The following is a 12,405-nucleotide window of genomic DNA, read 5'->3' as shown; positions in this document are numbered from 1 at the left end:
CTGTGGGAACAATCCCGCAGGGAAATGGCCTTGCTGCCAGTAAGACGCCCACAAAAAAGCCAGCTTACGCTGGCTTTTTCGTGTTCGCTGCAGCCCCTCAGGAGGCGTCTGCGGCCATTTCCACATCGTGAGCGATGAGGGCGACCAGAGCGTTCTGCTGGCGGTGGGACAGTTGGCGGAAACGCTGCAGCAACTCGCGCTCATGCAGGGACAGTTCAGGGCTGTCCAGGCGCATGCTCAGTTCGTCACCCAGCGCACCTTCCTGGATAAGGCTCTGTTCCAGGCGTGCAATGATCTCGGAGTTCATGCTGCGGTGGTGGTTGCGTGCTACCTCGGCAATGCGCTCACGCATTCCGTCAGGCAGGCGGACGACGAACTTGTCAGCAGTGCGGCTCGAATAAATAGCCTGTTTCATTGGGCGCATATAAATTGACCAGAGTTTGGTTCAGGGGAAGCGGTTCTCAAATTGGCCGCACGGGATGGAAGTACGACCGTGGCGACGACAAAATGTTCAACCGCCAGTGAAAAATGGATGCTCATCTTGCCTCATGGTCGCCGTTTGCTTGGCGTCAATTATGTGACAAATAGTGATCCGGATAAAGGCTTTATGCCAGTACCAATTATCAGAAATGAGCACTGGTTTGAAAAGTTTTACATGCTCTGGCTAGCCTGGCCGTCAGTCTTTTGCCGTCAACAATCGGTAAAACGCAGAAAAATGCCCAGAAAAGCCCTAGAATGCGCCGGTTCCCTCCATAGAGCATAGTGGCTATGCAACATGACGCAAGCGACCGCCGATCAGGGACGGGCCGGTTGATATTTCTGGTTGGGCCGTCGGGTTCCGGGAAGGATTCCCTGATCGACGCTTCGCGTGAGCAACTGGCCGCCGCCGGGGTAGAAATTGCCCGCCGGGTCATCACCCGGTCGGCCGAAGCCAAAGGCGAAGCTGCCCAAGGGGTCACGCCTGAGCAGTTTGATACCTTGCGTGCGCAGGGTGCGTTTGCCATGCACTGGCGGGCCAATGGCCTGGACTATGGCATACCCCGGCAGGTGGACCAGTGGTTGGCGGCGGGGAGGGCAGTGCTGGTGAATGGCTCGCGGGCTTATCTGCCAGAGGCCCGTCAGCGCTATCCGGATTTGTTGGCCGTGTTGGTCGAGGTCAAGCCTGAGGTGCTGCGCCAGCGCTTGCTGGCCCGGGGCCGGGAAAGCGCAGAAGAAGTGGAGCAGCGCCTGGCGCGCAGCGCACGCTTGCAAGCTGCAGCCGACCCGTCGGTGCATGTGCTGGATAATTCTTCCACACTGGAGGCGGCGGTCGCCGCATTCGTTTCGCTGCTTCGCGATCAGGGCGTACTACCGCGGGGATAGCAGCCGCAGAAAAGGATTACGCGAAAAAGCCCAGTTCAGGCATGACAAACGCCAGCATGCTGGTTAACATGCTGGCCATCCCGCTGTGCAGCGCTCGCTGCCGGTCGTAGCGTCTCAGTAGCTCAATTGGATAGAGCATCCCCCTCCTAAGGGGAAGGTTGCAGGTTCAATTCCTGCCTGGGACGCCATTCTCGTCATTCCCATTATTGTCTCCGTCGCCTTTGTCGCCGCCGTGCTGCTGTTGACAGCACCTGCGCGTGGCCAGCGCTGTCATGCATCACGTTCGTGGGCTAACACCGCGCTTGACGCCAGCCGCTGGCGCATCAGGAAGTACCCCGCCACCACCAGCAGTACCGTCAGCACCGTGAACCAGAATTGGAAACGCGATGCCGGGTCGAACGCCTGGGTGCCGATGACTGCCAGCAAGGCGAACAGCGCAATGATATTGGTGTAGGGGAACAGCCAGGCACGGAAGGCGTTTGGGGCGACCGCTTCGTGGCGGGTTTTCACGCGCATGGCCACGTGGGCGATGATGATGAAGATCCATACGACCATGACCAGGCTGCCGGTACTCTTGGCCAAGGTCATGAACAGGTCGCCGCCACTGACAAAGTGCACGGTCAGGATCATCGTGCAGATCGACAGGCTCAGCAGCAGTGCATTGATCGGTACGCCCTTGGCACTGGTGCGCGAGAAGAGCTTGGGCGCGTGACCGCGCTGGCTCAGCGAGAACAGCATGCGTGAGTTGGAGAACATGAACGAGTTCATCACCGACATGAACGAGACGAACAGCACCAGTTTCATGGCCACTGCAGCACCACCGAACCCGGCCAGGCTGAACAGCGAAACATAGGGCGAGGCCAGGTTGGCCTTGTCGGTCCAGGGCAGGCAAAGGATCAGGATCGACACAGAACCTACGTAGAACAGCATCACCCGCAGTATCACGCTCTTGATCGCGCGGATCACGTTTTGTCGCGGGTTCTCTGACTCACCCGCGGCCACAGCGGCAATTTCGCTGCCGCCCAGGGAGAAAATGACCACGATAACGCCGGCCATCACCGGTGACAGGCCGTTGGGCATGAAGCCGTCATGGGCGGTGAGGTTGATCAGGCCGGGGGCGGGAATCTCACTGTGCAGGCCGAGCAGGATCGAGACGCCCAGCAGCATGAAGATGAGGATGGTGGCGACCTTCATCGCAGCCAGCCAATACTCTACTTCGGCAAACGAACGCACCGAGTAGGCGTTGCTGGCCATGAGTGTCACCAGCATCAGGAAGGCGCCTGCCCAGATCGGTAGCCAGGGCAGGAAGTCATGCAGGATGGCGCCCAGCAGTACCGCTTCCAGGGTGATGGTCATCATCGACTTGAACCAGTACAGCCAGCCGACCGCAAACCCAGCCCAGTCGCCGAGGTAGGTGTTGGCGTAGGTCGAGAACGACCCTGCATCCGGGTTGCGGCAGGCCATTTCGCCCAGCATGAACATGACCAGGGTGACCACCAGGCCACCAATGAAATACGACAGTATGGCCGCGGGCCCTGCCGATGCGATCAGTGAGCCCGAGCCCATGAACAGCCCTGCACCGATCACCCCACCCAGCGCGATCATGGTGATATGCCGCTGCTTGAGGCTTTGCTTCAAACCGTGTGATTGCATTTCCTTGTCCTCTCTTATTTTAGGGGGGATCCGGCATCGTTCCCCTACGCAGGCATCGTCATGCGCCTGCGTCCACGCGTGGCAAATAGCTACCAGCCTGCCACCCTGGACAATAAGGCCAAGGACCTCAAACGAATTCTCTGCACAACATCCTGCCGATTTTTCCTGAGACCGGTCATGGCGCCGGTAGCGGTGCAGTTGGCGAAGCCATGCACCACCTGAACATCGACGCCACCGGACGCCTTCTAACCGTTCAGGCTGGGTCGCCTTGGACGAACCGCGGCGCTCTCCTTACCGGCCGCTGCCACTCCCTCATACCGGGCGTTCCGCTTGTTGCTCTTCACCCACACCGCCGTCCACCTTGGCGACCTGCTCTTGCGCTTTCTCCTCGATCTTGCGCTCGATGTCATCTTTCATGCGCTGGGCGATCAACTCGTCGACCTTTGCTTTCATTTCGGGCGGCAGGGCGTCGTACTCTTCTTCGGTCAGGCCTATTTCACGCAGCAGTTTTTCCTTGATCATCTCGCCGGGCGACTTGGACATGAAGTCGTGAAATTCCTGTCGGGCAGTCTTGGGCGGCAGTGGTTCTCCGATGACCGGCTCGGTGGTCGCAGAACCCAGGTTTTGCAGCATCACCTTGAATTTGGCAAAGGCTTCTGCACGAGCATCCTCAGCGTTTTGCTGAGCGGTACTGCCCCCGCTCTGTTGTTGGCTCGCCGTGTTGGCGGTGGTTATTGGCGTGCGCAGCGGTGCAATCTGGGCCACCGTCTGCTCATCGCTGGTGTACCGAGGCTGGTGGAGCGTGGGCTGCCAGCTGACGCCGTTAGGGGCGATTATCATGTTTCCTCCTTGGAAATCTCGTTGGCAGCTACCAAGCGCAAAAGCCATGCCAGCGCTGTGCCGGTCGAAATCAGGGCGTTGGCGCTATTTCGGTTGCACGCGGGTGGGCATATGCTTGCCCGTGATAGGCATCATCTTGCCGCTCGCGGCAATCAACACCACTGTCGGCAGCCCCTTGATCGGAGCGCAGTTGCTGGGCATCAGGGAGAGCGTCCATGAGTCAAGACACCAGGCCGGTACCTGCCGGCTTCAGTGAACAGCAGTTGCACACCTTGTTCGATTTGATCAGCGATGGCATCTGGGACTGGAATGCCAATACCGGTTACGTCTATCGCAACCCGGGCTGGTACAGCATGCTCGGTTATGCCAGCCACTCCATGGCCAACTCGGTATTTACCTGGGAAAGCGTGATCCATCCCGAAGACTACCCACGGGTAATGGCCCATTTCGAGGCCTATATCAATCACCGCAACGAGCGCTACCGCATTGAATACCGTTGCCGTTGTCAGGACGGCAGCTACATCTGGATCGAAGACAGCGGCTACATCATCGCGCATAACGAGGACGGTTCCGTGGCGCGCATGCTGGGTGCGCACCGCAATATCGACGCTGGCAAGCGTTTGGTGTCTCAGCTGGAACAGAAGAACCAGTCACTGGAGTTTCAGGTGGCCGAACGCACCCGTGAGTTGTCCTGGGTGAACCAGCAGTTGCAGCGGCAACTGGACGAAAACCGTGAATTGGCCGAACGCGATGCGTTGACCCGTGTCGCCAACCGTTACCGGCTGGAGAGCGCGTTGCAGCTGGAGTGCCAGCGCGCCCAGCGCTTCCGCCAGCCGTTGTCGCTGATTGCCATGGACATGGATGATTTCAAGCCGATCAACGACCGCTACGGTCACGCCCGTGGCGATGCGGCGCTGGTCCGGGTGGCCGAAAGCCTGCGCACCTGCTTGCGCGAGCTGGACCTGCTGGCGCGCTGGGGCGGCGACGAGTTCGTCATCGTGCTGCCGCAGACCGCGCTGGGGGAGGCGCTGGATGTGGCGGCGCGCTTGCGTCAGGTGCTGGAGCAGGTGGAGCCGGTGGGTGATTGCCGGCTGACCATGAGCTATGGCGTGGTGCAATGGCGGGAAGGGGAGGACCAGCACGCGCTTCTGGCACGTGCCGACAAGGCGCTCTACAGGGCCAAGGGGACAGGCAAGAACGCAATTGCCGAGTAGCTAGCCCCTCAAAGAGTGTGCGGTTCTCTGGAGGCTTAGGGTTCTCTGGAGGCTTGGATGGCCTGAATGAAAAAAGACCCGCAGCGCCTCTCGGCGCAGCGGGCCAAATCGGCCTCGGCCGCTTCAGTGTCAGATATGCAAGGCGTGGCCCAGGGCGCGCAGTGCGGCTTCCTGTACCGCTTCACCGAGCGTTGGGTGGGCATGAATGGTGCCGGCCACATCTTCCAGGCGCGCGCCCATCTCCAGCGATTGGGCAAACGCGATGGACAGCTCGGAAACCGCCACGCCAACCGCCTGCCAGCCCAGGATCAAGTGGTTGTCGCGCCGCGCCACCACGCGCACAAAACCGCTTTTCGATTCCAGGCTCATGGCCCGGCCGTTGGCGGCAAACGGGAACTGCGCGACGATGCAGTCCAGGCCCTGCTGGCTGGCTTGTTCCGGGGTCTTGCCGACCACCACCACTTCCGGGTCGGTAAAGCAAACGGCGGCAATCGCTGCCGGTTCGAAGCGTCGGGCCTTGCCGGCGATGATTTCGGCGACCATCTCGCCCTGGGCCATGGCCCGGTGCGCCAGCATCGGTTCGCCAGCGACGTCGCCAATGGCCCAGACGTTGTGCATGCTGGTGTGACAGCGCTCGTCGATGGCAATGGCGGCGCCGTTCATCTTCAGGTCCAGGCATTCCAGGTTGAAACCCTTGGTGCGCGGCCGGCGGCCCACGGCCACCAGTACCTGGTCGGCCTCCAGGCGCAGTTGCCCACCCTTGCCGTCGCTGGCCAGCAGGCAGCCATTTTCGTAGCCCTCGACGCTGTGGCCCAGGTGCAGCGCTATGCCCAGTTTCTTCAGCGACTCGGCCACCGGGGCGGTCAATTCGCTGTCGTAGGTCGGCAGGATGCGCTCACGCGCTTCCACCACACTCACCTGTGCACCCAGCTTGCGATAGGCAATGCCCAGCTCTAGGCCGATATAGCCACCGCCGACCACTACCAGGTGTTGCGGCAGGGTTTTCGGCGCCAGGGCTTCGGTCGAGGAAATCACCGGGCCACCCAGCGGCAGCATAGGCAGTTCGACACTGCTGGAACCGGTCGCCAGCAACAGATGCTCGCACTGGATACGCTGTCCATCGACTTCGACCTGCTTGCCGTCCAGCACCTTGGCCCAGCCATGCATCACTTTCACCCCGTGCTTTTTCAGCAGGGCGGCAACACCGGTGGTCAGACGGTCGACAATGCCGTCCTTCCAGGTGACGCTCTGGCCGATGTCCAGGCGCGGCGAAGCCACGCTGATGCCCAGCGGCGAGGGTTCGGTAAAGCGCGAGGCCTGGTGAAATTGCTCGGCCACGTGGATCAGCGCCTTGGACGGGATGCAGCCGATGTTCAGGCAGGTGCCGCCCAGTGCCTGGCCTTCCACCAGTACGGTAGGAATGCCCAGTTGCCCGGCGCGGATGGCTGCTACATAGCCGCCAGGGCCGCCGCCGATGATCAACAGGGTAGTCTGGATAATCTGTTGCATGCTCACTCCACGAACAGGCAGGCGGGTTGTTCGAGCAGGCCACGCACGGCCTGGATGAACAGGGCGGCGTCCATGCCATCGACCACGCGGTGGTCGAACGAGCTGGACAGGTTCATCATCTTGCGCACGACGATCTGGCCGTCGATCACCACTGGCCGTTCGACCATGCGGTTGACCCCGACGATTGCCACTTCCGGGGTGTTGACCACCGGCGTGCTGACAATGCCACCCAGGGCGCCAAGGCTGGTCAGGGTGATGGTCGAGCCGGACAGCTCTTCACGGCTGGCCTTGTTGTTACGTGCAGCGTTGGCCAGGCGCGAAATCTCGCCGGCATTGGCCCACAGGCTGCCTGCTTCGGCGTGGCGCAGCACGGGCACCATCAGGCCGTTGTCACCTTGAGTGGCAATGCCCACATGCACCGCGCCATGGCGGGTGATGATCTGCGCTTCGTCGTCGTAGGTCGCGTTGATCTGCGGGAAGTCACGCAGCGCCACGACCAGGGCGCGTACCAGGAATGGCAGCAAGGTCAGCTTGCCACGGCTGTCGCCGTGCTTGCTGTTGAGTTGCTGGCGCAGGGCCTCCAGGGCGGTGACGTCGATTTCCTCGACATAACTGAAGTGCGCGACCCGGCGTTTGGCGTCCTGCATGCGCTGGGCGATCTTGCGGCGCAGGCCGATCACTGGCACCTGCTCGCTGTCGGTGCGCTTGGCATAACCATCAGGTGCTTGCCCGGCATTGCTTTGCGGCCTGCTCATGAAGGCGTCGAGGTCTTCGTGCAGAATGCGCCCGGCCGGGCCGCTACCATGCACATAACGCAGTTCGATACCGGCGTCCAGGGCGCGTTTGCGCACGGCAGGCGAGGCCAGCGGCTTGTCGCCCGGCTGGCGCGGCACGATGGGCGCAGCTTCGTGGTTGGCGGGCGCCTGGTACACGGCGGGTTTTACGTCTTTCTGCGGTTCCGGCTTGGCTGCAATGGGGGCAGCCGGGGCCTCTACCGGTTTTGGCTGAGGCACATCCACATGGTTGCCGCTGCCTTCCACTTCGATGCGGATCAGTTCGCTACCGACCGCCATCACTTCCCCGGGCTGGCCACCCAGGGCCAACACCTTGCCGCTGACCGGCGAGGGGATTTCCACGGTGGCCTTGTCGGTCATGACGTCGGCCACCACCTGGTCCTCGGCGATGATGTCGCCGACCTTGACGAACCATTCCACCAACTCGACCTGCGCGATGCCTTCGCCAATGTCCGGCATCTTGATGACGTGCGTGCCCATTCAGACCTCCATGACCTTTTTCAGTGCCGCACCTACCCGCGAAGGGCCTGGGAAGTAAGCCCATTCCTGTGCGTGAGGGTAGGGGGTGTCCCAGCCGGTGACGCGTTCGATCGGCGCCTCCAGGTGGTGGAAGCAGTGCTCCTGCACCAGCGACACCAGCTCGGCACCGAAGCCGCAGGTGCGGGTGGCCTCGTGCACCACCACGCAACGGCCGGTCTTCTTCACCGACTCGACGATGGTGTCCAGGTCCAGCGGCCAGAGGCTGCGCAGGTCGATCACTTCGGCATCGACGCCGCTTTCTTCGGCGGCCACCTGGGCCACGTACACCGTGGTGCCGTAGGTCAGCACGGTCACGTCATTGCCAGGGCGGGTAATGGCGGCCTTGTCCAGCGGTACGGTGTAATAACCGTCGGGCACGGCGCTGTGCGGGTGCTTCGACCACGGTGTTACCGGGCGGTCGTGGTGGCCATCGAACGGGCCGTTGTACAGGCGTTTGGGCTCCAGGAAGATTACCGGGTCGTCGCATTCGATCGAGGCAATCAACAGACCTTTGGCGTCATAAGGGTTGGACGGCATCACGGTGCGCAGGCCGCACACCTGGGTGAACATCGCTTCCGGGCTCTGGCTGTGAGTCTGGCCGCCATAGATGCCGCCGCCGCAAGGCATGCGCAGGGTCAGCGGGGCAATGAACTCGCCGGCCGAACGGTAACGCAGGCGGGCCAGCTCGGAGACGATCTGGTCGGAGGCCGGGTAGAAGTAGTCGGCGAACTGGATCTCCACCACCGGGCGCAGGCCATAGGCACCCATGCCCACGGCGGTACCGACGATGCCGCTCTCGGAGATGGGCGCGTCGAACACGCGCGATTTGCCGTACTTGTTCTGCAGGCCTTCGGTGCAGCGGAACACGCCGCCGAAGTAACCGACGTCCTGGCCGTACACCACCACATTGTCGTCGCGCTCAAGCATGACATCCATGGCCGAGCGCAGGGCCTGGATCATGGTCATGGTAGTGGTGGCCATGGCGGTTTCCGGGTTGATGCTGTTGTTGTGGTCGTTCATCTCAAACCCCCAGTTCCTGGCGTTGACGGCGCAGGTGTTCGGGCATCTCCTTGTACACATCCTCGAACATCGAGGCGGCGCTCGGGATGTGCCCGTTGGCCAGGGTGCCGTATTGCTCGGCTTCTTTCTGTGCGGCAATTACCGCAGCTTCGAGCTCGGCCGTGACGGCCTGGTGTTCTTCCTCGGACCAGTGGCCGATCTTGATCAGGTGCTGCTTCAGGCGGGCGATCGGGTCACCCAGCGGGAAGTGGCTCCAGTCGTCGGCAGGGCGGTACTTGGAGGGATCGTCCGACGTCGAGTGCGGGCCGGCACGGTAGGTGACCCACTCGATCAGGCTTGGGCCCAGGCCGCGGCGGGCGCGCTCGGCCGCCCAGCGCGAGGCGGCGTACACGGCGACGAAGTCGTTGCCGTCAACCCGCAGCGAAGCAATACCGCAACCCACGCCACGGCCGGCAAAGGTGGTCGACTCGCCACCGGCGATGGCCTGGAAGGTGGAAATGGCCCACTGGTTGTTGACCACGTTGAGGATGACCGGGGCGCGGTATACGTGGGCAAAGGTAAGGGCGGTGTGGAAGTCTGACTCGGCAGTAGCGCCGTCACCGATCCATGCCGAGGCGATCTTGGTATCGCCCTTGATCGCCGATGCCATGGCCCAGCCGACCGCCTGCACGAACTGGGTCGCCAGGTTGCCGCTGATGGTGAAGAAGCCGGCCTCGCGCACCGAATACATGATCGGCAACTGGCGGCCCTTGAGGGGGTCGCGCTCGTTGGACAGCAGTTGGCAGATCATCTCGACCAGCGACACGTCGCGGGCCATCAGGATGCTTTGCTGGCGGTAGGTCGGGAAGCACATGTCGGTGCGGTTCAGCGCCAGCGCCTGGCCGCTGCCGATGGCTTCTTCGCCCAGGCTTTGCATGTAGAAGGACATCTTCTTCTGGCGCTGGGCAACCACCATGCGGCTGTCGAAGATCCGCGTCTTGAGCATGGCGCGCATGCCTTGACGAAGGATCTGCGGGTCGATGTCTTCGGCCCAGGGGCCTTGCGCATCGCCTTGCTCGTCGAGCACGCGGACCAGGCTGTAGGACAGGTCGGCAGTGTCGGCAGCATCGACATCGATAGCGGGTTTACGGGCTTGACCTGCATCGTTGAGGCGCAGGTAGGAAAAATCGGTCTGGCAGCCTGGCCGGCCGGTGGGCTCGGGCACATGCAAACGCAGGGGGGCGTACTCGTTCATGCTTTTTACGCTCGCTCGGGTATTTGTTTTTGTGAGCTCTGAAGCGGCCGCCGCTGAGTACCGGCTTGTGACTGGTAAGTCAGCGTCACCTACATCTTAGTGGCACGGCAGGAGAATTTTTCTCTCAAGTTGATTGCCTTTGCTGAGCGGGGCAGATAAACATTCCGCATAAACACAAAAAACCGGTGATTTTGTCTTATGCGCAAACTCGATCGTACCGATATCGGCATTCTCAACAGCCTGCAAGAGAACGCCCGCATCACCAATGCCGAGCTGGCACGCTCGGTAAACCTGTCGCCCACGCCTTGTTTCAACCGGGTGCGGGCCATGGAAGAGCTGGGGGTGATTCGCCAGCAGGTGACCTTGCTGTCGCCTGAGGTGCTGGGGCTGGATGTGAATGTGTTTATCCATGTCAGCCTGGAAAAACAGGTGGAGCAGTCGTTGCATCGCTTTGAAGAGGAGATCGCCGAGCGGCCTGAGGTGATGGAGTGCTACCTGATGACCGGCGACCCGGATTACCTGCTGCGGGTGCTGCTGCCGAGCATCCAGGCGCTGGAGCGGTTTCTCGATTACCTGACGCGCTTGCCGGGCGTGGCCAATATTCGTTCGAGTTTTGCCCTGAAGCAGGTGCGCTACAAGACGGCGTTGCCGTTGCCGGCCAATGGCATGACCTTGCGGGAGTAGGGGGCGGCGCCGGCACAAGGATCGCATCCACCTATAGGTGCGGGTTCACCCGCGAAGAGGCCGGCACAGCCACCCAATAGGCTGCTTGATATTTTAAACACCCGCAGCCTATGTTGTTGTCAGCCTACAACAACAAGGACAAGCGTCATGAGCACTGCTCAGCTCCAGGGCATCGACGAAATCGAATGCGTCACCCCCGACCTCAACGGCGTCCCGCGCGGCAAGGTGATGACCGCCGAAGGCTTCCTCGAAGGCCGTCGTCTGCAGATGGCCCGGGGCGTGCTGCTGCAATGCATCATGGGCGGTTATCCACCAGCGAAATTCTACGGCAGTGACGACGGCGACCTGGCACTGGTGGCCGAACCCGGTCAGGTCCACCGTCTGCCCTGGAGCCATGACGGCCGCGCCTTGGCCATCTGCGATGCCAACGAGCTGGATGGCCGGCCCTCGGCACTGTCCACCCGGGGCCAGTTGAAGGCCGTGATAGCCCGCTATGCGGCACTGGGCCTGGCGCCGGTAGTGGCAACCGAGCTGGAGTTCTTCGTCTTTGCCCCCAACACCGACCCGCAGCAACCGTTCCTGCCGCCTGTAGGCAGCGATGGTCGCCGCGAGCTGGGCCATTCGGCGTTCAGTGTCAGTTCCAACAACGGCCTGCGCCCGTTCTTCAAGGAGGTGTACCAGTGCATGGCCGCGCTCGGCCTGCCACGTGACACCTTCATGCACGAAATGGGTGTCAGCCAGTTCGAGATCAACCTGCTGCACGGTGACCCGCTGCTGTTGGCCGACCAGACCTTCCTGTTCAAGCACCTGCTCAAGGAAGTGGCGCTCAAGCACGGGCTGACCGTGGTCTGCATGGCCAAGCCGCTGGCGCGTACGCCCGGCAGTTCCATGCACATTCACCAGAGCCTGGTCGAGGCCGGCAGCGGGCGTAACGTGTTCAGTGACGAGCAGGGCCTGCCGACAGACACCTTCCACCATTTCATCGGCGGGTTGCAGGCGTGCATGGCCGACTTCACCGCCCTGTTCGCACCCAACGTCAACTCCTACCAGCGCCTGTGTCACCCCTATGCCTCGCCGAACAATGCGTGCTGGTCCGAGGACAATCGCGCCGCTGGCTTGCGCATTCCGGCCAGTGCGCCGGTCGCGCGACGGGTGGAAAACCGCCTGCCTGGCGCCGATGCCAACCCCTACCTGGCCATTGCTGCCAGCCTGGCCGCCGGGCTGCATGGCATCGAGCAGCGCTTGCAGCCATCGCCGGCCATCCAGGGCGAATTCGAAGTGCCCGAGCACCTGAGCCTGCCGTGCACGCTGCACGCGGCCCTTGAAAGGCTCAAGCGCAGTACGCTGGCGCGGGAACTGTTCGGCAGCGAGTTCATCGAAGGCTACATTGCCAGCAAGACCCTTGAGCTGAGCGATTTCTTCGACGAGATCACGCCGTGGGAGCGCCGGGTCCTGGCGGCACAGGCCTGAGCGCGACACAACCTGCACCGGGCACGCCCCCGCAGTGCCAAATAGCTGTCGGGGGCCTGCGCCAGGCGGGTTTTGCCTTTATGCTGCTAGCACCCAAAACTGCCAC

General features: G+C 62.1%; 11 protein-coding genes and 1 tRNA gene. 5 read left to right on the top strand and 7 right to left on the bottom strand.

Annotated features, from left to right (window positions below; translation table 11 throughout):
• Positions 1-97 precede the first annotated feature (97 nt).
• Entirely contained in the window at positions 98-424 is a 327-nt protein-coding gene (locus C4Q27_RS04040; RefSeq protein WP_003254499.1) for an Arc family DNA-binding protein, read from the bottom strand.
• A gap of 344 nt (positions 425-768) precedes the next feature.
• On the opposite strand from C4Q27_RS04040, the gene phnN reads away from it, so the two are divergent.
• Positions 769-1,362 carry a phosphonate metabolism protein/1,5-bisphosphokinase (PRPP-forming) PhnN gene (gene phnN / locus C4Q27_RS04030; protein ID WP_064493120.1) on the top strand — a complete coding sequence of 198 codons (594 nt, stop codon included), beginning with the start codon at positions 769-771 and terminating at the stop codon, positions 1,360-1,362.
• A 111-nt stretch (positions 1,363-1,473) separates the two neighbouring features.
• Positions 1,474-1,550, top strand: a tRNA-Arg gene (locus C4Q27_RS04025).
• 82 nt (positions 1,551-1,632) lie between these two features.
• Here C4Q27_RS04025 and C4Q27_RS04020 read toward each other — a convergent pair.
• Together C4Q27_RS04020 and C4Q27_RS04015 are read right to left on the bottom strand one after the other, a co-directional pair.
• A complete protein-coding gene (locus C4Q27_RS04020; protein ID WP_064493119.1) occupies positions 1,633-3,015 on the bottom strand; it encodes an amino acid permease in 1,383 nt (460 codons plus the stop codon).
• Positions 3,016-3,327: 312 nt separating this feature from the next.
• Positions 3,328-3,855, bottom strand: coding sequence for a hypothetical protein (locus tag C4Q27_RS04015; protein WP_104886528.1), 528 nt, complete (start codon positions 3,853-3,855; stop codon positions 3,328-3,330).
• 215 nt (positions 3,856-4,070) lie between these two features.
• On the opposite strand from C4Q27_RS04015, the gene C4Q27_RS04010 reads away from it, so the two are divergent.
• The gene (locus C4Q27_RS04010; RefSeq protein ID WP_010955114.1) at positions 4,071-5,069 is read left to right on the top strand and encodes a diguanylate cyclase; all 999 of its coding nucleotides are present in this window, start codon (positions 4,071-4,073) and stop codon (positions 5,067-5,069) included.
• A gap of 129 nt (positions 5,070-5,198) precedes the next feature.
• Here C4Q27_RS04010 and lpdA read toward each other — a convergent pair whose 3' ends face one another.
• From lpdA to C4Q27_RS03990, 4 genes are read right to left on the bottom strand one after another with little or no spacing between them, the layout of a single operon-like run.
• Positions 5,199-6,578, bottom strand: coding sequence for a dihydrolipoyl dehydrogenase (gene lpdA / locus C4Q27_RS04005; protein ID WP_064493118.1), 1,380 nt, complete (start codon positions 6,576-6,578; stop codon positions 5,199-5,201).
• Positions 6,579-6,580: 2 nt separating this feature from the next.
• The gene (locus C4Q27_RS04000) at positions 6,581-7,852 is read right to left on the bottom strand and encodes a dihydrolipoamide acetyltransferase family protein (RefSeq protein ID WP_020193302.1); all 1,272 of its coding nucleotides are present in this window, start codon (positions 7,850-7,852) and stop codon (positions 6,581-6,583) included.
• Positions 7,853-8,911 (bottom strand): alpha-ketoacid dehydrogenase subunit beta, encoded by a 1,059-nt coding sequence (locus C4Q27_RS03995; RefSeq protein WP_012051588.1) that lies wholly within the window; start codon positions 8,909-8,911, stop codon positions 7,853-7,855.
• Position 8,912: 1 nt separating this feature from the next.
• Positions 8,913-10,145, bottom strand: coding sequence for a 3-methyl-2-oxobutanoate dehydrogenase (2-methylpropanoyl-transferring) subunit alpha (locus tag C4Q27_RS03990; protein ID WP_003254486.1), 1,233 nt, complete (start codon positions 10,143-10,145; stop codon positions 8,913-8,915).
• 198 nt (positions 10,146-10,343) lie between these two features.
• Between C4Q27_RS03990 and bkdR the strand changes: the two genes are divergently transcribed.
• Both bkdR and C4Q27_RS03980 read left to right on the top strand, forming a co-directional pair.
• The gene (bkdR, locus tag C4Q27_RS03985; RefSeq protein ID WP_003254485.1) at positions 10,344-10,829 is read left to right on the top strand and encodes a Bkd operon transcriptional regulator BkdR; all 486 of its coding nucleotides are present in this window, start codon (positions 10,344-10,346) and stop codon (positions 10,827-10,829) included.
• A gap of 228 nt (positions 10,830-11,057) precedes the next feature.
• Complete coding sequence (locus C4Q27_RS03980; protein WP_177410033.1) at positions 11,058-12,299, top strand: glutamine synthetase family protein; 1,242 nt, start codon at positions 11,058-11,060, stop codon at positions 12,297-12,299.
• Positions 12,300-12,405: the final 106 nt, after the last annotated feature.

The sequence above is a fragment of the Pseudomonas sp. SWI36 genome (assembly GCF_002948105.1).
Classification (GTDB): domain Bacteria; phylum Pseudomonadota; class Gammaproteobacteria; order Pseudomonadales; family Pseudomonadaceae; genus Aquipseudomonas; species Aquipseudomonas alloputida.
The sequence above is the reverse complement of the archived record's forward strand: the minus strand, read 5'-3'. Positions and strand labels throughout refer to the sequence as shown.